The sequence below is a fragment of the Streptomyces sp. NPDC050560 genome, assembly GCF_044457285.1.
Lineage (GTDB): Bacteria > Actinomycetota > Actinomycetes > Streptomycetales > Streptomycetaceae > Streptomyces.
In genome coordinates this window covers 211,182-236,244 of sequence record NZ_JBITGT010000007.1, presented here as the reverse complement: position 1 = coordinate 236,244, position 25,063 = coordinate 211,182, and the positions used below count along the sequence as shown (strand labels likewise).

Below are 25,063 nucleotides of genomic sequence, written 5' to 3'. Positions count from 1 at the left end.
CCTCAACCTCACCACCGCGCAAGGGCGTTCGCCCCTGTGCCGAGCCCCGTTCTCGCCCTCCCCCGAGCACCGGAGTTCCCGTGCCTCCTTCAGCAGAGACAGCGCCGACGGTCACCCCCGCGGCGGCCGCGCAGCTCCCGGCGACCGGCAGACCCCGCGGCCGCGGGCGGCTGCGCAGGCTGCTCGTGCCGTGTGCGTCCATCGTGGGCGGCCTCGCGCTCTGGCAGCTCGCGATCACGGTGCTGCGCCCGAACGAACTCGCCGTCGTCGGGCCCGACCGGGTCGTGCGCGACGCGATCGACCTGTTCGACGCGGGCACCCTGGGCCCCGACATCGGGCTCAGCCTCGCCCAACTCCTCATCGGGCTCGCCATCGCCGTGGTCGCCGGGGTGCTCACCGGGCTGCTGCTCGGCACCAGCAGGCTGCTCGGCGAGGCCCTGGGGCCGTGGGTGACCGCCCTCTACACGATTCCGGTGATCGCGGTCGCGCCGCTGGTCATCGTGGGGCTCGGCTTCGGGTTCACCGCGAAGATCACCATCGTGGCGGCCTCCGCGTTCTTCCCGCTCGTCATCAACACCCAGGCGGGCGCGGCCGGTACGGTGGGCGGCGGTCTGCGGGACGTGACCAGGGCGTTCCACGCGAACGCGCTGGAGACCCTGGTGTGCCTGACGCTCCCCGGCACCGTCCCGCACATCCTCACCGGCCTCAGGCTGGCGATCGGCAGGGCCCTCATCGCCCTGGTGGCCGCCGACCTCTTCGGCTCCACCTCGGGCCTGGGCTACCTCATCATCTCGGGCCAGCAGAACCTCAAAACGGACGACGTGTACGTGGGCGTGGTCACGCTCAGCGTGATCGGTATCGCCATGACGGCGCTCGTCGCCACCGCGGAGCGGCGGGTGCACCACGCCCGCGGCGCACGGACGGAGCAGGCATGACCACCCCGGAGACCACTCCAGCGGCACACCACGCGCCCGGTGTCGCCACCGCGGAACGCCCGCGCCCCGTCATCGAGGTGTCGGGCGCCCGCGCCCACTACCGCACGGCGGGCGGCGAACTGCCCGTACTCGACGGGGTGGACCTCGCCGTCGGGCGCGGCGAGGTGCTGGCGGTCGTCGGCCCCAGCGGCTGCGGCAAGACCACTCTGCTCCGCGCCCTCCAGGGCCTCGTCCCGCTGAGCGGCGGCGCCGTGGCCGTGCAGGGCAGGGCGCCGGGGGACGGCAGGGCCGCGACCGGCTACGTGTTCCAGCAGCCGTCGCTCTTCCCCTGGTGGAGCGTGCGCAAGAACGTCGAGTTCGGGCTGCGGCTGCGCGCCCACGACGGCGGCATGCCGCCCGCGCGGCGCCGCGCCCGCGCCCTCGAACTGCTCGACCTGGTCGGCCTCGGCGGCTTCGAGGGCTTCAGGCCCGCCGCGCTCTCCGGCGGTATGCAGCAGCGGGTCAACCTGGCGCGCGCGCTCGCCGTCGACCCGGCGGTGCTGCTGCTCGACGAGCCGTTCAGCGCGGTCGACACCCTCACGAGGGAGCGGCTTCAGCGGGTGCTCGCCGAGAGCCTGCGCACCCTCGGCACCGCCGCCGTGATCGTCACCCACGACATCGGCGAGGCGGTGTTCCTCGGCGACCGGGTCGCGGTGATGAGCGAGCGGCCGGGGCGGATCACGGAGACCTTCGAGGTCGACGAAGTCCGGCCGCGCACCGAGGAGTTCCAGCACAGCGAGCAGTTGGCCGCGATCGGCGCCCGGGTCTACCGGCGGCTGAGCCGGGGCGGCGAGGAACGGGCCGCCGCCGCGGGCAGACCCCGGCCCACCGAGACCACCGGGCGCCGCGACGCGGCCCGCCGATCCCCGAAGAGAGACAAGCCCCATGCGTGAAGCCACCCGCCCACGGCGCCCGGGCGCGCCCCCGCACCCCGCCGCCACGAGGCGCCGTACCCCCGCGGGGCGCCGCACCCTCGCGCCCCGCCGCGCCCTCACCGCGGCCGCCGCGTCCCTCGCCCTCACCGCCGCGCTCGCCGCCTGCGGCGACGACAGCGGGCAGGCGGGCGCGGGCGGCGGCTCGGGCAGCGCGCTCACGGTGCCCACCGCCTCCGTCTCGGCGGCGCAAGGGGCCTTCCAGTACACCGTGAAGAAGGGCTTCTTCGCCGAGAACGGGCTGCGGGTGACGACACCGCTGTCCGCGGAGGGGCAGCTCAAGGCGGCGTTCGTGGCGGGCTCCGTGAAGTTCGACCAGCTCGCGGGCGGCGATGTGCTCGACCTCTACGCCAAGCACGTGAAGATCTCCACCATCGCCTGCGTCGCGAAGAACAACGGCTACTACGTGTACGCGCCCAAGGGGACCTCCTCGCTCGCGGACCTGAAGGGGAAGACGGTGGGGGTGCCCTCGCTCGGCGGGGCGCCGCAGGTCGCGATGCAGGCGTACCTCAAGTCGAAGGGGCTCGCGGCGGACAGTGTGAAGTTCGTGGCGCTCGGCTCCATCCCCAATGTGCTGACCGCGCTGACCAGCGGCAAGGTCGACGGCGGGCTGCTGTCCACCCCGTTCAACTTCCGTGCGGACAAGGCGGGTCTGAAGGGCCTCGGATACGCCCAGGGGCCGCCCAGCCCGTTCGTCGTCGACACCGACTGGGCGAAGAAGAACCGCGGCACCGTCACCAAGATCCTCAAGAGCCTCGCCAAGGGCGCCTGGTCGTACCAGACGCACAAGGAGGACGGGGTGAAGACGCTCGGCGCGTTCCTGCACCTCGACCCGGCCAAGCCCGCGGACAAGGAGACCCTGGGCAAGAGCTTCGACGCCTATCTCCCGCCCGTCCAGGCGCCGCCCGGCCGCTGCGACACCTCCTACTTCGCGCCGTACACCGAGTACCAACCGGCCGCGCAGCAGGCCGCGTTGAAGGACCTGAAGCCGCTCGTCGACAACTCCTGGGTGGACGCCCTGGACCGACAGCACTTCTACCAAAAGCTCCAGAAGACCTATGGCCCGCTGCCCAAGGACACCACCCTGGCCCAGGTCCTGCGCTGACCCGACCACCCACCCCAGTCACACCACCAGAGAGGTCGTACGCACCATGGCTCTGAAGAAGATCGTCAGTGAGACGTCGAGCCCCGTGTTCTCCCTGCCCTACTTCGTCGCACGCGACGAGGGCTACTTCGCCGACGAGGGTCTGGAACTCGAACTCGTCCGCAAGGGACAGCGGGAGGCCGTGGTCAGGCCCGTCGAGGACCACACCCTGATCTCCGCGTTCAGCGGCAAGTCCGCGTTCGAGGCGGGCGACGCCTCGCTCTACCGGGCCTGCGAGTGGGGGCAGGTCAGGCGCAGCTACGACAGCGAGGCCGGCGGCCAGGTGGTCAGCAAGCGCGCCGCGATCGGCAGCCAGGCCGTCTTCGTGCGGCCCGACGACCCGGCCAACCACCCCCAGGACCTGGCGAACCGCACGGTCGGGGTGAACTTCCACCACGGCTCCCACTACATCGGCATCCAGACCCTGGAGGGCTTCCTCCGCAAGGAGGAGATCAACGTCGTCCACGTCGGCGGCCCCAGGGAGCGCTTCGAGGCGCTGCGGGACGGCAAGGTGGACGCGGCCGCGGTGATGGAGCCGTGGATCACCGTCGCGGAGAAGCTGGGCTACAAGCTGATCGCCGAGGCGTTCTATGTCGGCGCCGAGATCGCCAACCCCACGCTCGACCCCGACACGTTCACCGCGATCCAGCGCGCCGTGGTCAGGGCCGTGCACAAGATCAACGAGGACCCGAAGCCGTATCTGCACTACCTCATCGCGGACGTCCCCGAGGAGATCGTGCACCTCGACCCCACCGACTTCCGCCGCGACCGGCTCCGTTACGCGGAGCCCGCGCCGTACCCGGCGGAGGAGTTCCAGCGCACGTACGACTGGATGGTGGCCTGGGACCTGATCCCCGAGGACGGCGACTACGTCCAACTGGTCGACAACCGGCTCCAGCTCGCCCTCTGATCCCGGGCGCGCCCACCGGGGCCCCGTGCGGCAGTGCGGCGCACGGGGCCCCGGTGTGTCACCCGGACGCGTCGGCGATCCAGTCGCCGAGGTCGAAGTCCTCCTTGATGAACTTCTGCTCCACCAAGAACTTCTTCGTCCCTTCGAGGAGTTGGAGGCCGCGCTTCGGCACGGCGCTCGTCGGGAGCTGGCTCTTCAGGGTGGTCTCGCGCACCAGCGGGGCGGGGAAGCCGTCGAGGGTGGTCTCGAAGTCCTGGTAGCGGCGGAAGTCGGCCAGGGCGTCCCTGCTGCCCCGGTCCTGGGCGTCGCGCCACAGCTTCACGAAGCCGGGGTGCGCGGAGAGGAAGTCGTCCGTGGACACGGTGGCGGAGGTGCCCGCGTAGTCGGGGTGGTCCTCGGCGAGGTGGTCGATGACCTTGAAGCCCTTGCTCTCGAACACCCTGGCGTTCACCTCGGGCAGGGCGGCCGCCGCGATGTCGCCGCGCTCCAGGGGCGCCTGGGTGTCCGCGGTGTAGACGTGGGTGATCTCGGCGGGTTCGACGTGCTCGTCCTGGAGGGCGCCCAGCAGATAGCGGTGCATATACGAGCCGGTGGCCACCGCGATCTTCTTGCCTCGGAGGTCCTTCAGGGAGGTGGGCCCGCCCGCGCGCACCACCACGGAGGCGTCGTTGTCGACGGAGGCCAGCGAGATCAGCCGGGTGGCGAGACCGCTGCCGCGTGCCACCAGCGCCGGGGTGTCGCCGTAGCTGGCGACGTCGAGACTGCCGCCGACGAGCGCCTGGTTGAGGTCGGGCCCGTTCGGGAACGGGTACACCTTCACCGCGGTGAACCCGGCCTTCCGCAGCAGTGGCAGCAGCTTCTTCTCCGTGTGCAGATAGCCGGTGGGCCCGGTGAGTTCCGCCTTGGTGCCGATCACACCGACCCTGAGCGTGGCCGACCCCGAGGAGCCGCCGCCGGTGTCGGCGGCGGAGCTGCCGCAGGCGGTGGCGGCCCCCGCCAGCAGCAGCGCGGCGGCGGCGAGCGCCGCACGGCGGGTCCTACGCGGTGGTCGGGGACGTGGTGCTGCCATCGTCGGTGCCGCCTTCCTGCCGGTGCGCGGGGTGGGGTGGGGTGCCGGGGATCTCGGGGCCGAGGGCGAGCCGGGCGCCCGGGGTGCGGCCGCGGCCCCAGCCGATACCGGCCCGGTAGCTGCCGAGCAGTCCGCCCAGGGCCAGTTCGGCCTCGTCGGCGAGCCGGGCGCCCGCCTCCTGCGGATGGGTGGTGGGCGCCACGAACAGGGCGTCCACCGGGCAGTACGCCTCGCACATGAAGCAGGTCTGGCAGTCGTCCTGACGGGCGATCAGCGGCACCCCGTCGGGCGCGTCGTCGAACACGTTGGTGGGGCAGGCCCGTACGCACTTGCCGCAGCCGACGCAGCGGTCACGCGAGACGACCTCGATCATCGGGCCACCTCCGCGCGCCCGGCGGCGGGCACCGTGTGGACGGGGTGTGCGGTGGGCGCCGTGTGGACGGTGTGGGCCGCGCGCGCCGTGTGGACGGTGTGGGCGCCCGGCGCGCCCGTGCCGCCCTCGGGAGCGGTCCACAGGTCGTCGAGGCCGCCGGTGAGCAGCCGGTGGCGCCAGACCGGGTCGGCCTGCGAAGGGTGGTCGGAGCGCTTGTGCATGCCCCTGGTCTCGGTGCGCGCCAGCGCCGCGGTGTACATCCAGCGCCCGGTCGCCGCCATCGCCGCCGCCTCCCTGGCCCGGCCGCGCGCGGGACCGTACCCGGTGAGGGAGGCGCGCAGGTCGCCCCAGATCCCGTCGAGCGCGCCGAGCGCGGCGGCCAGCCGCCCGCCCTCGCGCAGATAGTTCTTGTCGTACGGCAGCACCTCGCCGCGCACCGCCTCGATGACCGCGCGGTGCGCGCCCGCGGGCCCGGGGGCGCCGGTGGGCCGCAGGCCCGCGCCGCCGAGCGGGGTGAGCCGCCGGGTGCGTGCCCGCCCGCCGAGCCCGCGCGCGAACGCGGCGGCGCCGCGGCCCGCCCAGGTGCCCGAGGACATCGCCCAGGCGGCGTTGTGGCTGCCGCCGCCGGTGAAGCCGCCGCAGATCAGCTCCCGGGTGGCCGCGTCCCCGGCCGCGTACAGGCCCGGCACACCGGTGGCGCAGTCGTCGCCCGCGATCCTGATGCCGCCGGTGCCGCGCACGGTGCCCTCAGCGAGCAGGGTCACGGGGAACAGCTCGGTGAACGGGTCGATGCCGAGCCTGTCGAACGGCAGGAAGAAGTTGGCCTGCCCGAGCCGCATCGCCCGCCGCGCCGCCTCGTCCGCGCGGTCGATGCGGCACAGCACGGTGCCCTCGTCGAGCAGCGCCCGCGCGATCACGGACCTGCCCTTCTTGCTCCCGGCGCCTTCGAGGACGGTGCCGTCGGCGTGGTAGAAGGTCGCGTAGCCGTAGTACGCGGTCTTGGTGAGCGAGGTGAACTCGGGTGCCAGCGCGTAGGCGTTGGAGAACTCCATGCCGGACAGCACGGCGCCCGCCTCCGCCGCCATCAGATAGCCGTCGCCGGTGTCGACGTTGGTGCCGAGCGCCCGGGAGAGGAACGCGCAGCCGCCGGTGGCGAGCACCACCGCGCCCGCGCGCACCGTGAAGGGGCGGTCCTCCTGGCGGCGGTGGCCCGCGGCGCCCGCGACCGCGCCCGCGTCGTCCACGAGCAGTTCGAGTACGGGGCTGTGGTCCAGCACCCGCACCCCTGAGCGCAGCACCCGCACCCGCATCCTGCGCATGTACTCGGGGCCCTGGAGGCCGCGGCGTATCTGGCGTCCTGCCGCGTCGACGGGGAAGGGGTAGCGGCTGACGTCGGCGACCTCGTGCATGTTCTCCCAGGTCTGGTCGAGCACCCTGGCCATCCAGCGGCGGTCGGCGAGATGGCCGCCGAGCCCTTCCCGCGAGGCCATCGCGGCCTCCCGCTCTTCGGGGTGCGGCGGCACGTACCAGACGCCGGTGCCCGCGGCGGCGGTGGCGCCCGAACTGCCGCAGTAGCCCTTGTCGGCGAGCACCACGTCGGCGCCGCCCTCGGCGGCCTTGACGGCGGCCCACGCGGCGGCGGGCCCACCGCCCACGACGAGCACGTCGCAGCTCAGGTCGAGACGGTCGAGGGCCTCGGTGTCGGTGGTCATACGGCGGTCTCCTTCGGGGAAGGCGGCGGCGCGGCGGCGGCGGTGTGCGCGGCGCCGTGCGGCCTTGCGGGGTGTTCTTCCGGTACGACGCCGAGCGCGGCGAGCAGCAGGCCGCGCAGCTCGACGAGCCCGGGGTGGTGGAGCGCGCGGGGGCGCGGCACGTCGACGGTGTGCCCGACGGCGACGGCGCGGTCCCCGATGACCAGCACGCGGTCGGCGAGCAGCAGCGCCTCCTCCACGTCGTGGGTGACCATGAGCACCGCAGGGCGGTGCTCCTCCCAGAGGCCCGCGACGAGCCGCCGGGCGCGGATTCTGGTGAGGGCGTCGAGCGCGCCGAACGGCTCGTCGAGCAGCAGCAGCCGGGGGGTGCGCACCAGCGCGCGGGCCAGCGCGACCCGTTGGGCCTCGCCGCCGGAGAGGGTGGCGGGCCAGGAGTCGGCGCGGGCGGCGAGCCCCACCTCGGCGAGGGCGGCGACCGCGCGCCCGCGCAGCCCGGGTCCGCGTAGCCCGAGGGTGACGTTGCGCCACACCCGCTCCCACGGCAGCAGCCGGTGCTCCTGGAAGACGGTGGCGACGGGCCCCGGTGCGTCGACGACGCCCGGCGGGGTCGGATCGAGGCCGCCGACGGCGCGCAGCAGGGTGGACTTGCCGCAGCCGCTCGGCCCGAGCAGGGCGACGAACTCGCCGGGCGCGATGTCGAGCCGGACGCTGTCGAGCACCGTACGGCCGTCGAAGGCACGGGTGAGTCCGCGCACCCTGACACCGCCCGGGTGCGCTGCGGGGGCGGTGGGGTCCGGGGTGGCTTCTGTGGTGGGACCGGGCGGCTCGGTGTCGGGTCGGTCGGTGGGTGCTGTGGTCTCTCCGGGGATCTCGGCGGTGGTCTCCGTGGCGGGTGGGCGTGTGGGTGGTGCCATGGTGGCTCCCGGGGTGGGTGTGGGTGGGCGCGGTGGCCCGGGTCAGGTTCCGGCGAAGCCGCGGCGCCAGCTCAGCGCCCGCCGCTCCACGGCCCGTACCAGCAGGTCGGACAGGACGCCCAAAGCGGCGTAGGTCACCAGGACCACGAACATCACGTCGGTGCGCAGGAACTCGCGTGCGTCGGTCATGAGGTAGCCGATGCCGGAGGTGGTGGCCGTCTGCTCGGCGACCACCAGCGTCAGCCAGCCGATCCCGAGCGCCTGCCTGAGGCCCACGAAGATCTGCGGCAGCGCGCCCGGCAGGATCACCCGGCGGGCCAGGCCGAAGCGCCCGAGCCCGCACGAACGCGCCGCCTCCACAAGGCGGTTGTCGACGCCCCTGATGCCGTGCAGCACGTTGATGTACAGCGGGAAGACCGGGCCGATGAGGATCAGCATGGTCTTGGAGGTCTCGCCGATGCCGAACCAGATGAGGAACACCGGCGCGAGCGCGAGGTGCGGCAGCATCCTGAACGCCTGGACGGGCGCGTCCACCACGTCCTCGACCGCCTTGGCGAGCCCCGCCGCGAGACCGAGCGCCACACCGAGCGGGATGCCGAACGCGAGGCCCCTGCCGACCCGTCCGAGCGACACCAGCAGATGGTGGCCGTAGTCACCGGTGCGCACGAGTTCCACCCCGGCGTGCCAGACCGCGGCGGGCGAGGGGGTGGTGGCGCCGAGCCAGCCGTGCGCGGTGCCGAGCCACCACAGCAGCAGCACCGCGACGAGCCCGCTCACCCTGCGCGCCGCGAGCAACGCCCGTACCAGCGTGGCTTTCTGGCGGCCGGGGCCGTTCGGCGGGGGTGCGGAGGGCGTGGGGCGTCGGGGCGGCTCGCGGTGGCCGGTGTCGGTGTGCGGCGGGGGGCCCGGGCGGGGAGGTGTGGCGATGGTGGGCATGGCGGGACGTCCTTCGCTCGGCGGGGGTCACAGGGTCGGGGGCGGGTTCACCCGGGAGGCGTCGACACCCGAGTCGGGCAGGCTCCACTTGCGCAGGATGTCGGCGTACGTGCCGTCGTCGATGAGCTTGTTGACGGCGGCGCTCAGCGCCTTGGCGAGCCGGGTGCCGCGCCGGGTGACGAAGCCGACGGGGGTGGTGCTGATCTCGCCCAGGTACTTGGTGTGCGGGATGTGCGCGGCCTGGTACTTCACGCCGAGCGTGGGGCCGAAGGACACGTCGATCTTGCCGTTGGCGAGGCCGAGGAAGACGGGGCCCTGCTCGGAGAAGTACTGCACCTTGTACGGTTTGCGGCCCGCCCGGGCGCAGTCGGCGGCGCCGTCCTCCAGGATCTGCTGGAAGGTGGAGCCCGGCGAGGCCGACACATGCAGGCCGCAGAGGTCGGTGAGCCGCCGCACCCGGTCCACGGGGGCGTTCTCGGCGCCGAGGAAGGACTGCCCGTCGTTGAGGTAGGTGGCGAAGTCGACCACCTTCTCGCGGGCCCTGGTCACCCCGAAGTTGCCCATCCCGACGTCGTACTTGCCGTTCTGCACGCCCGGGATGATCGTGGCGAAGGTGCCGGTGCGTACCTTCCAGGTGACGCCGAGCACCTTGGCGACCGCCTCGCGGATGTCGGCGGCGATACCGATGGTCCTGCCGTCCTTGTCGCGGCCTTCGAGCGGCAGCCCGGTGGAGCCGTTGACCAGCGGGGCGCCGAGCGTGAGGGTGCCGCGCTCGCGCACGTCGGCGGGCAGCGCCCCGGCGAGCGCGGGCACCGCCCTGACCGAGGAGACCACGTCCCTGGTGGGGACGGGCGACTGGCTGCCGTCCGCGGGCGCCGCGCCCGACGAGTCGCCGCCGCAGCCGGCCACGAGGGTCAGGCCGAGCGCGCAGACGAGCGCGGCGGGCGCGGTACGGCGGGCCGCGGGACCGCGGCGCCGGGACACGGGCGCGTTCATGGATGGACCTGCTTTCCTGGTCATGGGGTGCGGGGGCGGGGGGTGTGTTTGGCAGGTGGGTCGCCCGGTGCGTGGGTTGTTCGGGCCGTGGGGCCCGTTGGGCTCAGAGGACCGCGGCGAGGAAGGCCCTCGCGCGCTCGTGCCGGGCGCCCGTCAGCAGCTCCGCCGGGGGACCCGACTCCACGACGCGGCCGCCGTCGAGGAAGACGAGGGTGTCGGCGACCTCGCGGGCGAAGCCCACCTCGTGGGTCACCACGATCATGGTCATGCCGCTGCGCGCGAGGTCCTTCATCACCGCCAGCACCTCGCCCACCCGCTCCGGGTCGAGGGCGCTCGTGGGCTCGTCGAACAGCATCAGCCGGGGCGACATGGCGAGCGCCCTGGCGATGGCGACCCGCTGCTGCTGGCCGCCGGACAGCTCACGCGGATACGCGCCCTCGCGCCCCGCGAGCCCCACGCTGTCGAGGAGTTCCGCGGCGCGTGCCACCGCCTCGGCCCGCGGTGTGCGGTGCACGGCGATCGGCGCCTCGACGATGTTCTCCACCGCCGTCAGGTGCGGGAACAGGTTGAACTGCTGGAACACCATGCCGACCCTGGCGCGCTGCCCGGTGACCGCCCTGGCGCTCAACTCCCGCAGTTTCCCGTGCTCGTAGCCGTATCCGACGATCTCCCCGCCGAGTTCCACGAAGCCCGCGTCGGGCCGCTCCAGATGGTTGAGGCAGCGCAGCAGCGTGGACTTGCCGGAGCCCGAGGGGCCGAGGAGCACCGTCACCTCGCCCTCGCCCACGTCGAGGTCCACCCCGTCGAGCACGGTCTGCGCACCGAACCGCTTGTGCAGCCCCCGCACCCGCAGCAGCGGGCGCGACGTGCCCCCGCCCGCCGTCGGCCGTGTCGTCCCGGCTCTCATGACAGCCCCGCAGGGGTGGCGCCCGCGCGCCCGAGCAGGGGGAGGTTGGCGCGCGCGGTGCGCCAGAGTCCCGGCCCCTCCCGGCCGCTGCCGCGGGCGAAACGGCGCTCGACGGCGTACTGGCCGACCGAGAGCAGGGTGGTGAGCAGGATGTACCAGCAGGTGGCCACCAGCAGCAGCGGCATGATCAGGAAGTTCTGGTTGTAGATGAGCTGCGCCGAGTACAGCAGGTCCTGCACCGCGATCACGCTGACGATCGAGGTCGCCTTCAGCATGCCGATGAGCATGTTGCCCGAGGCGGGGATGATCGCGGGCATGGCCTGCGGCAGCACGATCCTGCGGAAGATCCGCGCGCCCCCGAGCCCGAGGGCCTGCGCCGCCTGCGTCTGGCCCCGGTCGACGGAGAGGATGCCGCCCCTGACGATCTCCGCGGAGAACGCCGCCACGTCCAGCGTCAGCGCCACGTACGCCGCGAGGGTGCCGCCGAAGAGGTGCGCGGTGCCGACGCTGCCCAACTCGGGCCCGAACGGCACCCCGATGGACAACCGCGGGTAGAGCGAGGCGAGTTCGTACCAGAAGAGCAGTTGCACCAGCGGCGGCACCGAGCGCACGAGCCACACGTAGCCGAAGCTCAGCCCGCGCAGGACCGGGTGGTGGCTCAGCCGCATCGCCGCGATCCCGATGCCCAGCAGATAGCCGCTGACCATGACCGCGGCCGTCAGCCACAGGGTCAGTACGAGGCCGTGCAGGATCGCGGCGCGGGTGAGGTAGTCGCCGACGACGTCCCACTGGAAGCGCGGGTTGGCGACCAGGGTGTGCACCAGCATCGCGAGCAGTACGAGCAGCACCGCCACCGGCACCCAGCGCCAGGGGCGGCGCTGCGGCACGAGCGGCGCGGCCAGCAACTCCGCGTCGGAGGGCACCGGTCGGGCGGTGGGCGGCGGTGGTTTCTGTGCGGCCGTCTTCGTCGGCGGGGAGGTGGAGGAGTCGGCCATGGCGGCACGTTCCCTCTCGTCGGGGCGCGCGGGGCCGCGTCGGTACGCGAAGGCCCTGCGGGCAGGGGGAGTTGACGGGGAGCCGGCCGCGCACGGCACGGAGGTGCCGGGGCGGCGGACGGGGAGCCGACCGGCCGCGGTGACGATCGGTGAACGGGCCGTCGCGGTACGACGGGAGGAGGCGCAGGGGCGACGAGGCACGAGGGCGACGAGGCACGAAGGCGGGGGAGCGCGAAGGCGCAACGGCGCGGGGGCGCAGAGGCGGGGCGGTGGTGGGCGGGTGCGCGGCGGCGGCGCCTCAGCGCCCGGCCGCTGGGGTCACGCCGAACAGAGCGCGCTGTTCACGCGGAGCAGGTCCACGTGACGGCGGCGGACCGAGAGCGTGCGGGGACGGTGGGTGCGGCGCTGTCGGTCGCGCATTTCCCGCCCTCCCCTCTCGGTGGTCGCCAGGGCCCCCTCGGGGCACGAGCGCCTACGGTAACCGCCCGGCCCGGCAGCGACAATCCCCTCTCGAATGCCGGAAGACGGCGGGCGGGGGTGCCGGGCGGCCGGGGATTGTGCCGGACCTGCGCCCGGGTTAGCTTGGAAAGGTCGTGAGCGCGCCACCGCCGCCCGGTGCGAGCCGGGGAGCGGGCGGGCGCGCCCGGCGCAGCCCGGTGGTCCTGGTACTGGTGGAGGTGGGAGCTGGTGCGCGAGACGCCCCCGGCAGGTCCGACACACCCCGCCCTGTGTACCTACTCCCGTCGGCACATCGACCTCCAGCGCGTCGCCGCCGCGCTCTGTCCGGCCTGACCAGGCTGCCGCCCCGCGCCACCACGCCGCACCACCGCGCCGTACCACCATGCCGCGCCGCCCGGCCCGACCGGCCGCCGGGCACGGCCGGCCCGCGAAACACGCCGACGTCACGAGGCACGGCAACGCCGCCGCTCCCGCCATCCTGACCACCGGCCCCCCGGCGGCTTCGCGCCCCGAGCACCGCCACCCCTCAACCCCCCGGCGCCGGGGTGCGTACCGCTGTCCGGCGACCCGGGACCGGGAGGTCTCCACCCATGCCCGCTCAGCCCACCGCCCCCGGGAGGACACCGGGGCTCCACCTGTCCGTCGCGCTCGACGGTGCCGGATGGCACCCCGCCGCCTGGCGTGAACCCGGGGCGCGCCCCGCGGAGTTGCTCACCGCCCGCTACTGGGCCGACCTCGTCGCCGAGGCCGAGCGCGGACTGCTCGACTTCGTCACCCTGGAGGACGCGCTGAGCCTCCAGTCCACCGACCCGCGGGGCCCCGACGGCCGTACTGACCTGGTGCGCGGCAGGGTCGACGCGGTGCTGACGGCCGCCAGGGTCGCACCGCTGACCCGGCACATCGGCCTGGTGCCGACGGTCGGCACCACCCACACCGAGCCGTTCCACATCTCCAAGGCGGTCGCCACCCTCGACCACGTCAGCCTGGGCAGGGCCGGGGTGCGGGTGAAGGTGTCGGCGCGCCCCGACGAGGCCGCGCACATCGGCCGCAAGGCGTTCGCCTGGTACGACGGCTTCGACAGCCCGGAGGGCGAGGCCCTGCTGCGGCGGCTGTTCGACGAGGCCGCCGACCATGTCGAGGTGCAGCGGCGGCTCTGGGACAGTTGGGAGGACGACGCGGAGATCCGCGACACCGCCACCGGCCGCTTCATCGACCGCGACAAACTGCACTACATCGACTTCGAGGGCGCCGAGTTCAGCGTCAAGGGCCCCTCGATCACCCCGCGCCCCCCGCAGGGCCAGCCCGTGGTGACCGCGCTCGCGCACCGCGCGGAGCCGTACCGGCTGGTGGGCGCGGCGGCCGACGTCGGCTTCGTCACCCCCGCCGACGCCGCCGGTGCCCGTGCGATCGTCGCCGAGATCAGGGCGGCGCAGGCCGCGGCGGGCCGCGCGGACGAGACCGTGCACGTCTTCGGTGACCTGCTGGTGCTCCTCGACGACACCGCGGCACGCGCGGCGGGCAGGCTGGCCCGGCTCGACGACCGGGCGGGGCAGCAACTCACCAGCGACGCGCGGCTGTTCGCCGGAACCCCGGCCGACCTCGCGGAACTCCTCGTCGAGTGGCGGGCCGCTGGGCTCACCGGCTTCCGGCTGCGCCCAGCCGCGCTCCCCCACGACCTGGAGCGGATCACCCGGGACCTGGTGCCGGAGCTGCGGCGGCGCGGGGTGTTCAGGACCGCCTACCCGACCGGCGCCACCCTGCGCGGGCTGCTCGGCCTGCCACGCCCCGCCAACCGCTACGCCACCCCCTGACCCACGCGACGGTCTGACCCACGTGACGCCGCCCGCCCCGCCCCGGCCAAGGGGCGTGGGCCCGCGCCGTCCACCCCGAGGAGGCACCGCCCCGATGAGCGGAACCCGCAAGCAGATCCACCTCGCCGCGCACTTCCCCGGTGTGAACAACACCACCGTGTGGAGCGACCCCGCGGCGGGCAGCCAGATCGCGTTCAGCTCCTTCGCACACATGGCGCGCACCGCGGAGCGTGCCAAGTTCGACTTCCTGTTCCTCGCCGAGGGGCTGCGGCTGCGCGAGCAGAACGGGCAGATCTACGATCTGGACGTCGTGGGCCGCCCCGACACCTTCACCGTGCTTGCCGCCCTCGCCGCGGTGACCGAACGGCTCGGCCTCGCGGGCACCATCAACTCCACCTTCAACGAACCGTACGAGGTGGCACGGCAGTTCGCCTCCCTCGACCACCTCTCGGGCGGCCGGGCCGCCTGGAACGTGGTCACCTCATGGGACGAGTTCACCGGCCAGAACTTCCGGCGCGGCGGCTACCTCCCGCAGCAGGACCGCTACGAGCGCGCCCGGCAGTTCCTCACCGCCGCCACGGTCCTCTTCGACTCCTGGCACGGGGACGAGATCGTCGCCGACAAGGAGTCGGGGGTGTTCCTCGCGCGCCCCGACCCCGGCCGGTTCGACCACCATGTCTCCCAGTTCGACATCGCGGGCCACTTCGACGTGCCGCGCTCCCCGCAGGGCCGCCCGGTGGTCTTCCAGGCGGGCGACTCCGACGAGGGCCGCGAGTTCGCCGCGTCCGCGGCCGACGCCATCTTCACCCGGCACGGCACCCTGGAGGCGGGCCGTGCCTTCTACGCCGACGTCAAGGGCCGCCTCGCGCGGTACGGCCGCACACCCGACCAGCTCAAGGTGCTGCCCGGGGTCACCTTTGTGCTCGGCGACACCCAGGAGGACGCCGAGGAGCGGGCCAGGCACATACGCCGCCAGCAGGTCAGCGGCCGGACCGCGATCAAGCTGCTCGAACAGCTCTGGAACCGCGACCTCGCAGGCCACGACCCGGACGGGCCGCTGCCCGCCGTCGACCCGCTGGTCGGCGAGAACACCGTCGCCCGCGGCCGCGCCAGCGTCCGTATGCACCGCGACCCGCTCGCGGAGGCCGCCAAGTGGCGGGCCATCGCCGAGGAGAAGCACCTCTCGACGCGGGAACTCATCATCGAGGTGACGGGCCGTCAGTCCTTCGTGGGCACCCCGGAGAAGGTCGCCGAGGACATGAACACCTTCGTACAGACCGACGCGAGCGACGGCTTCATCCTCGCGCCGCACCTCACCCCCGGCGGTATCGACGAGTTCGCCGACACGGTGGTGCCGCTGCTCCAGGAGCGCGGGGTGTTCCGCACCGAGTACGAGGGCCACACCCTCCGCGACCACCTCGGACTCGACACCCCAGGACACACCCCAGGGCACACCGCAGGGCACCGGGCGGCGTCATGAGGTTCCTCGCGATCACCCTCGTCGTGCACGCGCCCGACCCGGCCACCGGCGCCCTCACCCCCACCAGGCAGCGGCTGCGCGAGGTGGTCGAAAGCGCCCTGCTCGCTGAGGAGTTGGGCTTCGACGGCTTCGGTGTCGGGGAGCGCCACGAGCGCCCCTTCCTCTCCTCCTCGCCGCCCGTCGTGCTCAGCCATGTCGCCGCCCGCACCTCGCGGGTGCGGCTCTTCACCGCCGTCACCACGCTGAGCCTGCTCGACCCGGTGCGCGCCTACGAGGACTACGCCACCCTCGACCACCTCTCCGACGGCCGCCTCGAACTGATCATCGGCAAGGGCAACGGCACCGCCCAACGCGACCTCTTCGACGTCACCCCCGAGGACCAGTGGGAGCGCAACGCCGAGTCCTACGAGCTGTTCCGGCGGATCTGGCGGGAGGACAAGGTGTCGGCCGAGCCACGCTTCCGGCCGCGGCTCGACGCCGCCGAGGTGTGGCCGCGGCCCTACCAGCGCCCGGTACGGGTCTGGCACGGCAGCGCCACCAGCAGGGAGTCGGTGGACCTCGCGGCCCGCTACGGCGACCCGCTGTTCTCCGCCAACGTGACCAACCCCGTCGGCCCCTACGCAGAACTCGTCCACCACTACCGGGAGCGCTGGGCGCACTACGGGCACGACCCGGCGAAGGCCGCGGTCGGCGCGGGCAGCGCGGGGCTGAGCGTGGCCCGCACCTCCCAGCAGGCCGTCGAGGCGTTCCGCCCGGCGTTCCAGGCCCAGCGTGCCTTCCTGGCACGGGCCGGTGCCGAACCCACCTTCCGTGACCTCGACGACTTCGTGGAGCGCAGCTCCGCGCTGATCGGCAGCCCCCAGCAGGTGATCGAGAAGGTGCACCGCTACCACGAGCAGTTCGGGCACAGCGTGCTGCACCTGGCAGCGGAGCCCGCGGGCCCCGACCGCCGCGGACACCGGCGCAGCCTCGAACTCTTCCAGTCCGAGGTGGCCCCCGTGCTCCGCCGTGAGATCCCCGACCCCCCGTGGCCCTGGGGCCCGGTGGCACCTGACGACGACACCTGACGACGACACCTGAGCGGCCGCCGCCGACAGCCGGGCCGCCCGCCCGCGGTCGGCCACCAGCACCGTCGGCAGCCCCCCGCCACCACCGACTCCGTACACCAGGACCCGCCCGACCGGCCGGAACCCACCCCCGCCCCACCGAGAAAGCAGGAGCCAGCGTGGCCAACACCCCTCTCACGGTCCTCGACCTGGTCCCCGTCAGCTCGGGCTCGAACGCGGCGCAGGCGCTGCGCAACAGCGTCGACCTGGCCCGGCGCGCGGAGCAACTGGGCTACGCCCGCTACTGGTTCGCCGAGCACCACCTCAACCCCGGGGTCGCGGGCACCTCCCCGGCCCTGGTACTCGCGCTCACCGCCGCTGCCACCTCGCACATCAGGCTCGGTTCCGGCGCCGTACAACTCGGCCACCGCACCGCCCTGTCCACGGTGGAGGAGTTCGGCCTGCTCGACACCGCCCACCCCGGCCGCTTCGATCTCGGGCTCGGCAGGTCGGGCGGCAGGCCCCCGGCGTCGGCCCGTACCCCCGCGCCCCGGCCGCCCGGCGGGCGCACCCCGAACGGCCTGCTGATACCCGAGCCGTTCTCCTTCGAGCACCTGCTGCGCTCGCCCCGCTTCGCGCTCCAGAAGACGCTGCTCCAGCAGCCCGGCGCCGAGGCGCAGCCGTACGACGAGCAGATCGCCGACATCCTCGCCCTGCTCGCCGGCACCTACACCGCGCCCGACGGCACCGAGGCCCATGTGGTACCGGGCGAGGGCGCGGCGCTCCAGGTGTGGGTGCTCGGTTCGAGCGGGGGGATCAGCGCCCAGGTCGCGGGGGCCAACGGGCTGCGTTTCGCGGCCAATTACCATGTCAGCCCGGCCACCGTACTGGAGGCCGCGGAGGGTTACCGTGCCGCGTTCAAACCCTCGGCCGGTCTCGACGCGCCGCACGTCAGCGTCTCCGCGGACGTGGTGGTCGCCGAGGACGAGGCCACCGCACGGGAGTTGGCCACCGGCTACGGCCTGTGGGTGCGCAGCATCCGCAGCGGCGAGGGCGCCATCCCGTTCCCCACCCCCGATGAGGCGCGCGCCCACCGCTGGAGCGAGGCGGACCGCGCCCTGGTGGCGGACCGCACCGCCACCCAGTTCGTGGGCACCGCCGCGCAGGTCGCCGACCGACTGGAGATCCTGCGCGACGCCACGGGCGCCGACGAGCTGATCGTCACCACCATCACCCACGACCACGCCGACCGGGTGCGCAGCTATGAGCTGCTGGCCGGGGAATGGAGCAGCCGATGACGTCCGCCGGTCTGAGCCGGAAGCAGGACGCCCCGCCGCCCGGCCCGCCGCGACCGCTCGACCCGGCCGCGCTGCGCGGGGTCTACGGGGCGTTCCCCAGCGGGGTCACCGCCGTGGCGGGGCTGGTCGACGGGGCCCCGGTGGGCCTCGCCGCCAGCTCGTTCACCTCGGTGTCCCTCGATCCGCCGCTGGTCTCGGTGTGCGCGGACCGCGCTTCGGCGACCTGGCCGGCGCTGTGGCGCGCGCGGCGGCTCGGCGTCAGCGTGCTCGGCGCCCACCAGGACGCCCTGTGCCGGCGCCTCTCCCGCAAGGGCGACCGCTTCACCGGTGTGGCCTTGACCGTCTCGCCCGGCGGCGCGGTGCTGATCGACGGCGCGAGCGCCTGGTTCGACTGCACCGTCCACGCCCGGCTCCCGGCCGGTGACCACGAGGTCGTCCTCCTCAGGGTCCACGCCCTCTCCGCCGACCAGGACACCCCGCCCCTGGTGTTCCACCGGGGTGGCTTCACGGGCGTGACGGGGCAGCCGCCGCCGGGGAGTTGAGGCGCCACCGGGTCGCCTGGCGGCTTGCCTAGTTGTGGCTGTGGCTGTGGCTGTGGCTGTGGTCGTGGTCGTGGCCGCTGTGGTGGCCGCTTGGGTGGCCGTGGGGTGTGGCGCGTAGCCCCGAGAGGTCCCGCCTGACCATGGTGTTGCGGTCGGCCACGGAGGCGCCGAGTGCGAACCCGCCGGGGTACTCCTTCGCTGGTCCCGAGGCCCCGCAGCCCCCGCGGCCCCCGCGGCGCTACGGCGCGGAGAAGCGGGGGCCGGGGGAGGGGGCCGCCCCCTGCCCCCGCCGGGGTGTTCGTGGGGTGCGGGGCTCAGTCCCGCGGGGCGGCCGTGGGCGGGGGCTCGGCGTCCTGCGGGGCGGCGCCCGGTCGCAGTGAGTCGATCAGCAGGTCGAGCAGCCGGTCGACCTGCTCGGGGGAGTCATGGGCCGACGTGGAGAGGAAGACGCCGAGCAGCATCAGGGTGACGTCCTCCGCGGGGACGTCGGCGCGCAGCGCGCCGGTCCGCGCCCCCTCCGTGAGGAACGTCGCGATCGCCGCGGTGACGCGCGCCCGGGTGGCCGGCATGGCGATGCTCCCGGACGCCCGGCCCGCCCGGAGGATGTCGAGGATGCCGTGCTTCCTCGCGAAGAAGGCCCCGTAACGGTCCATCCACGCGCGCAGCGCCTCCTCGGGGGGCAGCTCGGCGGCGAGGGCGGCGGCGCTGTCGGTGAGGTCGGCAAGCTCCGCCGAGTAGACCGCCTCGACGAGCGCGTCGCGGGTGGGGAAGTGCCGGTAGAGCGTGCCGATCCCCACCCCGGCCTCGCGGGCGACGGCCTCAAGGGAGACGGGGGTGTCGGTGGCGGCGGCGAAGGCGTCCCTCGCGACGGCGAGGAGCTTTTCCCTGTTGCGGCGCGCGTCGGCGCGGCCCGGCCGGCTGCTGCGCCCGCCCCCGGGGTCCTGGCCGCCTTGGCCGCCGGGGGGCGGCGATGCGGAAGAAGGCAAAGCGGAGGTCCCTCCGGTAGTGTTAGGCTGACATTAACGGAGGCACCTCCGTTTCCCTTATCCTCTCACGAGACGGGACTCCCATGTCGTCCACCACCCCCTCTCCCACACCCGCCCCGTCCTCCGACCGCACGGCCACGGGCGCGCCCCGCGCCGGGGGCCCAGGACGCCTCGGCGACCGCACCGTCTCCCGTGTCGGCTACGGCGCCATGCAGCTCGCCCGCCTCGACGGGGACCGCGCCGCCGCCGTACGGCTGGTGCGGCGCGTGGTCGAGCTGGGCGTCGACCACTTCGACACCGCCGCCTTCTACGGCGACGGCTTCGTCAACGGCGTGCTGCGCGAGGCGCTGCGCCCCGAGGACGGCGCCGTCGTCGCCACCAAGGTCGGCGCGGAGCCCAACCCCGGCGGCGCCGTGCACCTCCGCCTGGCCCAGCGCCCCGAGCAGCTACGGGCGAGCGTCGAGGTCAACCTCAGGGAGCTGGGCCTCGACCGGCTCCCCCTGGTGAACCTGCGCCGCGCCGACACCGGCCCCGGGCTGCGCGCCGAGGGCGACCAGGTCGTCGGCCTCGACGACCAGCTCGCGGTGCTGACCGCACTGCGCGACGAGGGGAAGATCGATGCCGTCGGGCTCGGCAGCGTGAGCCTTGACGTGCTGCGCAGGGCGGCGCCCGCGGGCATCGCCTGTGTGCAGAACGAGTACAGCCTGCTCTCCCGCGCCGACGAGGAGACGCTCCGTTTCTGTGCCGCGGGGGGCATCGCCTGGGTGCCGTTCTTCCCGCTCGGCAGCGCCTTCCCCGGCTTTCCGAAGGTGACCGACGAGCCCGCCGTGCGCGCCGCCGCCGAGTCCCTGGGCGCCACCCCCGCGCAGGTCGGCCTCGCCTGGCTCCTCCACCACTCCCCGAACGTCCTCCTCATCCCCGGCACCGCCGACCCGGACCACCTGGAGTCCAACGCCGCCGCAGGCGCCCTCGCCCTCGACCCCGCCACCCTCGCCACCTTGGACGCGGTACGGAGCAGGCCGGGCGAGTTCGAACTCGGCTAGGCCGTGCTCCGGGTTCCGGGGGCGAGGTCCCGGGGGCGCGGGACCGGCAGGCCCACCGGGTTTCCCGCGGTCGGACCTGCCGGTGAGCCCCGGTGGTGCGGGCGGCGCTCACCCTGCGCCCCAGCCCCCTCCCACCGAACGGCTCGACAGGAACGAGGCACGTACCGCCTGGCGCAGCCCTGGCACCTCGGTGTCGAAGCGGGCGGCGGCGGCCTTGAGGGCCTTGGCGTGCTCGCGCCTGTCCTTGTGCGGGAAGAGGCTCAGCACCTCCACCTCCACGGCCAGTACCGCCAGGGCCAGCTCCGCCGTCGGGATCGCCGCCGCGTCGGGGGCGCCGAGCACCGCCTCGCGCACCTTCCGCTGGAGCGCGGCGACCTCCTCGGGGTCGTTGACGGTGACCTTGGAGGGGCCGAGTATCTTCAGCCGCTTCCCCTCCTGGAGGGTGAGCGCGCCCGCCTCGGCGAGCTGCCCGCGCACCGGGGCCTCCGCGAGGTGGGCCTTGTTGTGCACCAGCGAGAGCCAGCCCTTCGGCCGCTCGGGCACGTCCTGCCACACCTCGGCGAGGAACGGGTCCTCCGGCGGCGGTCCGGGCAGCCGGAGGGCCTTTCCGCCCTCCGTGCCGAGCCGCCCCCCGAGGACCAGCTCGGCCAGCGCGCCGCCGCGCAGGAGCTGGCCGCGGCCCTGGATGTTGAGCAGCTCGAACTTCTTCTTGTCGGGGCTGTAGGTGAGCAGGTACAGGGTCTGGGCGAGGGGCTGCGCCATGTCGGCTTCCTCGATTCCTCTTCCTCGGTTCCTCAGGGCTCGTGCCGGGGCCGGGGCCGGGGGCTCCCGCTGTCGCCGGGCCCCCGGAACCGCCGGGTGGCGGTCAGAACGTGCACCGCGGGTCGCGCGGGGTGGAGGGGCGGCCGTGGCCCTGCGCGTGGTGCGAGGGGTGGGCGGTGGCCGGGCGGCCGTGCGGCGCGGGCGCGGTGGCGGCGGGCTGCTGCGCGGCGAGCGCCTTCAACCGCTTGCCGGAGCGGCGGCCGGCCCACACCACGACGAGCAGCGCGAGGGCGAGCAGCGGGTAGCCCATCAGCAGCCTGGTGACCGCGAGCCAGCCGGTGTGGTCACCGTCGTAGAGCCACTGCTGTACGGCGAACCGGGCGAGGAAGACGGTGACCAGGCTGAGGGTGGCTATGGTGTAGTAGCGTCGGGAGGGCTTGTCTTCGAGCCAGGTGGTGCGGGTGCCGTTGAACGCGCCCCAGACGAGTCCGGCCAGGGGGCGGCGGACGATGACCGAGATCAGGAAGATCGCGCCCAGGACGAGGTTCGACCAGATGCCGATGAGGAAGTAGCCCTTGGCGGAACCGGTCTTCCAGGTGATGAGCGACACGATCGCGACGCCGAGGAGGCCGGAGAGCGCGGGCTTGACGGGCTCCTTGCGCACCAGCAGCGCCACGGCGCCCGCCACCACGAAGCCGACGCCGACGCCGGTGGCGGCCTTCAGACCGTAGGCGGAGTTGGCGAACACGAAGGCGAGGACGGGAAGCGCGGAGATCACCGCGCCGAACACACCGCCCATCTGCTCCAGCGCCAGCGCCCCCGCCGTCTTGTTCTCCTGGGGCTCCTCGGGCGCTTGCGGCGGTGCGGTCGGTGGGGAGGTGACGGGGGCGTAGTGGGTGTCGGGAGTGCGGCGTACGGGTTCAGTCATGATGATCAACTCACTATGTGGGGCTAGTCGTTTGTCTGTGCCGGACTGCTTCTGTACGGGGGCGCGGATGTGTTGGTGCATGTCTCCGCGCCGCCCCGTGCTCATGCGTCCATTCGGCCGGTGACGTCACGGCAGGGTGCTGATGTTGCGGTCCGTTACTCCGCGGCGGCCGGGCTGGTGGCGGTCCCCGTGCCCAGGTGGCGGGCGAGGAAGCGCTCGGCGGCGCGGAACACCTCGATGTCGTTCTCGGCGTTGGCGAAGCCATGGCCCTCGTCGTCCTTCACCAGGTACTCGACCTCGATGCCGCGCTCGCGCACCGCCTCGACGATGCGGTCGGACTCGGCCTTGACGACGCGTACGTCGTTGCCGCCCTGGATCACCATGAGCGGGGCGCGTATCCGGTCCACCCGGCTCATCGGCGAGCGCGCCCACAGTGCGGCCTCGCCCTCGGGGGTCTCGGGGTCGCCCGCGAAGAGGTACCAGTTGTTGAGCAGGTGCGGCCGGGTGAACTCCGGGACCGTGCGCAGGAAGGTGACGAGGTTGGAGATGCCGCAGAAGTCGATCGCCGCGGCGAAGACACCGGGGGTGAAGGTGGCGCCGACCAGGGCGGCGTAGCCACCGTAGGAGCCGCCGAAGACCGCGACGCGGTCCCTGTCCGCGTACCCCTTCTCGACCGCCCAGTCGACCGCGTCGACGAGGTCGTCGTGCATCTTCCCGGCCAGCTCCCCGATACCGGCCTTGAGGAACGCCTTGCCGAAGCCGAGCGAGCCGCGGAAGTTGACCTGGAGCACCGCCATGCCGCGGTTCGCGAGCAGTTGGGCCAGGGGGTGGTAGCCCCAACTGTCCCGGGTCCAGGGGCCGCCGTGGACCAGCAGCAACAGGGGGAGCCCGGCGGGCTCGGCGCCGACGGGCAGGGTCAGGTACGAGGGCAGCGGGAGGCCGTCGCGCGCCGGGATCGTGACCGGCGTCATGGGGGCCAGGTGCTCGGGGACGAGGTGCGGGCGCGGCCGGAACAGCAGCCTGCTCTCGCCCGTGGCGTGGTCGTAGTGGTAGGTGGCGCCGGGGTCGCGGTCATGGGTGAAGCCGACCACCCAGTGCCGCCCGGTCACATCGGACGACAGCCGGCCCACGTCGCCGTCGGACAGCTTCTCCAGGTGTGCAAGCACCTCGGCGAAGCGGGGGTCGAGCGCGTGGATGACCTGGCGCTCGCCGAGGTAGCGGGCGCCGATCAGCTCCCCCGTGCCGCGGTCGCGGATGAGCGGTGACGGCACCTGCGGGAAGACGGTGGAGCGGGTGTCGAGGTCGAAGGCGTGATGGCTGTCGACCTCGGTCTCCGTCCCGGTCGCCAGGTCCAGCCTGACGAGGCGGGTCCTGTCGCTGTCGCGGTTGGAGCCGATCCAGGCGCCCTTGCCGTCCGGGGTGAACTCGAAGGGGGCGATGCCCAGCGGGTAGTCGGTGCCGTCGGCGGTGCTGATCACGCGCGCCGTGCCCGCCTCGGCGTCCCACCTGGCGAACTCCATGGTCCCGTCGCGCCGCAGCTTGTACGAGTACAGCTCCCCGGTGGGCGCGCACAGCCAGTCGCCCGCGTCGCCCGGGTTGCGCGCCAGCATCGTCAGCTCGCCGGTGGCGATGTCGGCCTCGTGGAGGTCGAACTCCAGGCGGTTCCTGAGGTTCATCCGCATCAGGGCCTTGCCCGGGCGGGAGACCGGCAGTTCGAGGCTCAGCACCTTGACGCCCGGGTAGGGGGTGAGGTCGACGGCACCGGCGTCCGGGTCGTCCAGGTCGACGCGGTGGACGTGCCAGTTCTCGTCTCCCTCGCCGTCCTGCTCGTAGAGCAGCCAGCGCGGGTCGTCCGTCCAGTGGTAGATCTGCACGCTGCGGTCGGCGTCGGCGGTGACAGGCCGGGCGTCCCCGCCGGGCTCGACGCTCTCCACCCACACGTTCAGCCGGTTCCGCCAGGGGGCGAGGTAGGCGATTCTGCTTCCGTCCGGCGAGATCGAGGCGGCCGTGCGGACCGGGGCGTCGAGAAAGTGCTCGACGCTGAGGTGCGGAACCTCGTGCGGGGCGGACATGGGGATACTCCTTCTCGGATCGTCAGGGCGTGTCTGCGGGCCGGCGGGGCGCCGGGCGGCGCCCGTGGCGGCGCGGCGGCGTCAGGTGACGGGGTCGCCGACGGCGCCGCCGGTGACCCGGCGGATCGTCTCGGCGTAGCGGTGCGCGGCGTGCTTCAGGTCCATGTACTCGGAGATGTCGTCGCCCGCCAGATAGGCGGCTCCTATGTACTCGTCCATGACCCTTATGACGGAGGCCGAGGCCGCGGCGTGCAGCCGCACCTCCAGGTCGGTGACGGGACGGTCGAGGCGCTCGGCGAAGATCGTGCACATCTGGCGCTCGGTCTGGTCGCAGGCCATCAGCCACGCCGTGCGCAGCGCGGGCTCGGTGTCGGCGAGGCGGATCATCTTCATCGCGAGCATCTCGTCGCTGACGGCGACGGGGGGCGTCTCCTGGCTGAGCTTGATCAGCTCCGCCGCCAGGTGCTCCTCAAGGCTGCTGCGCTGCGGCCAGTTGCGGAGCATCGACATCAGCGTGACGACGCCCTGCATGACGATCGGCTCGGCGCAGCTCTCCTTGCTGCGGAAGTGCCGCCAGATCGTCCGGGTGGACAGGCCCACGGCCTCCGCGATCTGGTCGCCGCTCGTGGCGGCCACTCCCTGCTCCCAGAACAGGCGCGCAGCCTCCCGCGAGATTTCGAGCCGCAGTCGCGCACGCCGCTGCTCACTCATCCCGCCCCCGGCCCGCTTCTCGGCCACCATGCCGCCTCGCCACCCTTCCCTCTCGATGTCGTA

Annotated in this window: 24 protein-coding genes; 11 read left to right on the top strand and 13 right to left on the bottom strand. The window is 73.6% G+C overall.

Features of this window, described 5'->3' with window-relative positions:
• Nucleotides 1-80 precede the first annotated feature (80 nt).
• From ACIBIW_RS18110 to ACIBIW_RS18095, 4 genes are read left to right on the top strand one after another with little or no spacing between them, the layout of a single operon-like run.
• A complete protein-coding gene (locus ACIBIW_RS18110; protein WP_399337189.1) occupies nt 81-935 on the top strand; it encodes an ABC transporter permease in 855 nt (284 codons plus the stop codon).
• Nucleotides 932-1,867, top strand: coding sequence for an ABC transporter ATP-binding protein (locus ACIBIW_RS18105; RefSeq protein ID WP_399337187.1), 936 nt, complete (start codon nt 932-934; stop codon nt 1,865-1,867). Before ACIBIW_RS18110 ends, ACIBIW_RS18105 begins: the two co-directional genes overlap by 4 nt.
• Nucleotides 1,860-3,011: an ABC transporter substrate-binding protein gene (locus ACIBIW_RS18100; RefSeq protein ID WP_399337185.1), complete on the top strand. Its 1,152-nt coding sequence runs from the start codon at nt 1,860-1,862 to the stop codon at nt 3,009-3,011. The genes ACIBIW_RS18105 and ACIBIW_RS18100 overlap by 8 nt, the downstream gene beginning before the upstream one ends.
• Nucleotides 3,012-3,057: 46 nt before the next feature.
• The gene (locus tag ACIBIW_RS18095) at nt 3,058-3,960 is read left to right on the top strand and encodes an ABC transporter substrate-binding protein (RefSeq protein ID WP_399337183.1); all 903 of its coding nucleotides are present in this window, start codon (nt 3,058-3,060) and stop codon (nt 3,958-3,960) included.
• Nucleotides 3,961-4,018: 58 nt separating this feature from the next.
• On the opposite strand, the gene ACIBIW_RS18090 is transcribed toward ACIBIW_RS18095, so the two are convergent.
• The 8 genes from ACIBIW_RS18090 to ACIBIW_RS18055 all read right to left on the bottom strand — a co-directional run bounded on the left by ACIBIW_RS18090 (nt 4,019) and on the right by ACIBIW_RS18055 (nt 11,862).
• The gene (locus tag ACIBIW_RS18090) at nt 4,019-5,029 is read right to left on the bottom strand and encodes an ABC transporter substrate-binding protein (RefSeq protein ID WP_399337181.1); all 1,011 of its coding nucleotides are present in this window, start codon (nt 5,027-5,029) and stop codon (nt 4,019-4,021) included.
• Nucleotides 4,998-5,402 (bottom strand): 4Fe-4S binding protein, encoded by a 405-nt coding sequence (locus tag ACIBIW_RS18085; protein ID WP_399337179.1) that lies wholly within the window; start codon nt 5,400-5,402, stop codon nt 4,998-5,000. The genes ACIBIW_RS18090 and ACIBIW_RS18085 overlap by 32 nt, the downstream gene beginning before the upstream one ends.
• Complete coding sequence (locus tag ACIBIW_RS18080; protein WP_399337177.1) at nt 5,399-7,114, bottom strand: FAD-binding protein; 1,716 nt, start codon at nt 7,112-7,114, stop codon at nt 5,399-5,401. The genes ACIBIW_RS18085 and ACIBIW_RS18080 overlap by 4 nt, the downstream gene beginning before the upstream one ends.
• Nucleotides 7,111-8,028 (bottom strand): ABC transporter ATP-binding protein, encoded by a 918-nt coding sequence (locus ACIBIW_RS18075; RefSeq protein WP_399337175.1) that lies wholly within the window; start codon nt 8,026-8,028, stop codon nt 7,111-7,113. The genes ACIBIW_RS18080 and ACIBIW_RS18075 overlap by 4 nt, the downstream gene beginning before the upstream one ends.
• A gap of 42 nt (nt 8,029-8,070) precedes the next feature.
• Nucleotides 8,071-8,964, bottom strand: coding sequence for an ABC transporter permease (locus tag ACIBIW_RS18070; RefSeq protein ID WP_399337173.1), 894 nt, complete (start codon nt 8,962-8,964; stop codon nt 8,071-8,073).
• A gap of 27 nt (nt 8,965-8,991) precedes the next feature.
• A complete protein-coding gene (locus ACIBIW_RS18065) occupies nt 8,992-9,960 on the bottom strand; it encodes an ABC transporter substrate-binding protein (RefSeq protein WP_399337172.1) in 969 nt (322 codons plus the stop codon).
• Nucleotides 9,961-10,063: 103 nt separating this feature from the next.
• Nucleotides 10,064-10,867, bottom strand: coding sequence for an amino acid ABC transporter ATP-binding protein (locus ACIBIW_RS18060; protein ID WP_399337170.1), 804 nt, complete (start codon nt 10,865-10,867; stop codon nt 10,064-10,066).
• Nucleotides 10,864-11,862, bottom strand: a complete 999-nt coding sequence (locus ACIBIW_RS18055) for an amino acid ABC transporter permease (protein ID WP_399337168.1) — start codon at nt 11,860-11,862, stop codon at nt 10,864-10,866. The genes ACIBIW_RS18060 and ACIBIW_RS18055 overlap by 4 nt, the downstream gene beginning before the upstream one ends.
• Nucleotides 11,863-12,477: 615 nt before the next feature.
• On the opposite strand from ACIBIW_RS18055, the gene ACIBIW_RS18050 reads away from it, so the two are divergent.
• From ACIBIW_RS18050 to ACIBIW_RS18025, 6 genes are all read left to right on the top strand, one after another.
• Entirely contained in the window at nt 12,478-12,654 is a 177-nt protein-coding gene (locus ACIBIW_RS18050; RefSeq protein ID WP_399337164.1) for a putative leader peptide, read from the top strand.
• Nucleotides 12,655-12,911: 257 nt separating this feature from the next.
• Nucleotides 12,912-14,132, top strand: a complete 1,221-nt coding sequence (locus tag ACIBIW_RS18045; protein WP_399337162.1) for an LLM class flavin-dependent oxidoreductase — start codon at nt 12,912-12,914, stop codon at nt 14,130-14,132.
• 94 nt (nt 14,133-14,226) lie between these two features.
• Complete coding sequence (locus tag ACIBIW_RS18040) at nt 14,227-15,612, top strand: NtaA/DmoA family FMN-dependent monooxygenase (protein ID WP_399337160.1); 1,386 nt, start codon at nt 14,227-14,229, stop codon at nt 15,610-15,612.
• The gene (locus tag ACIBIW_RS18035; protein ID WP_399337158.1) at nt 15,609-16,679 is read left to right on the top strand and encodes an LLM class flavin-dependent oxidoreductase; all 1,071 of its coding nucleotides are present in this window, start codon (nt 15,609-15,611) and stop codon (nt 16,677-16,679) included. The genes ACIBIW_RS18040 and ACIBIW_RS18035 overlap by 4 nt, the downstream gene beginning before the upstream one ends.
• A gap of 158 nt (nt 16,680-16,837) precedes the next feature.
• On the top strand, nt 16,838-17,956 hold the full coding sequence (locus ACIBIW_RS18030) for an LLM class flavin-dependent oxidoreductase (RefSeq protein ID WP_399337156.1): 1,119 nt from the start codon (nt 16,838-16,840) through the stop codon (nt 17,954-17,956).
• Complete coding sequence (locus tag ACIBIW_RS18025; RefSeq protein WP_399337154.1) at nt 17,953-18,498, top strand: flavin reductase family protein; 546 nt, start codon at nt 17,953-17,955, stop codon at nt 18,496-18,498. The genes ACIBIW_RS18030 and ACIBIW_RS18025 overlap by 4 nt, the downstream gene beginning before the upstream one ends.
• Nucleotides 18,499-18,812: 314 nt before the next feature.
• On the opposite strand, the gene ACIBIW_RS18020 is transcribed toward ACIBIW_RS18025, so the two are convergent.
• A complete protein-coding gene (locus ACIBIW_RS18020) occupies nt 18,813-19,484 on the bottom strand; it encodes a TetR/AcrR family transcriptional regulator (protein WP_399337152.1) in 672 nt (223 codons plus the stop codon).
• 83 nt (nt 19,485-19,567) lie between these two features.
• Between ACIBIW_RS18020 and ACIBIW_RS18015 the strand changes: the two genes are divergently transcribed.
• Nucleotides 19,568-20,527 carry an aldo/keto reductase gene (locus ACIBIW_RS18015; RefSeq protein WP_399337150.1) on the top strand — a complete coding sequence of 320 codons (960 nt, stop codon included), beginning with the start codon at nt 19,568-19,570 and terminating at the stop codon, nt 20,525-20,527.
• 108 nt (nt 20,528-20,635) lie between these two features.
• On the opposite strand, the gene ACIBIW_RS18010 is transcribed toward ACIBIW_RS18015, so the two are convergent.
• The 4 genes from ACIBIW_RS18010 to ACIBIW_RS17995 form a co-directional block, all read right to left on the bottom strand.
• Entirely contained in the window at nt 20,636-21,289 is a 654-nt protein-coding gene (locus ACIBIW_RS18010; RefSeq protein WP_399337149.1) for a GPP34 family phosphoprotein, read from the bottom strand.
• Nucleotides 21,290-21,392: 103 nt separating this feature from the next.
• Entirely contained in the window at nt 21,393-22,217 is an 825-nt protein-coding gene (locus ACIBIW_RS18005; RefSeq protein WP_399337147.1) for a DUF3159 domain-containing protein, read from the bottom strand.
• Nucleotides 22,218-22,372: 155 nt separating this feature from the next.
• Entirely contained in the window at nt 22,373-24,289 is a 1,917-nt protein-coding gene (locus tag ACIBIW_RS18000) for an alpha/beta fold hydrolase (protein ID WP_399337145.1), read from the bottom strand.
• An 81-nt stretch (nt 24,290-24,370) separates the two neighbouring features.
• Nucleotides 24,371-25,030: a TetR/AcrR family transcriptional regulator gene (locus ACIBIW_RS17995; protein ID WP_399337143.1), complete on the bottom strand. Its 660-nt coding sequence runs from the start codon at nt 25,028-25,030 to the stop codon at nt 24,371-24,373.
• Between the last annotated feature and the right edge of the window lie 33 nt (nt 25,031-25,063).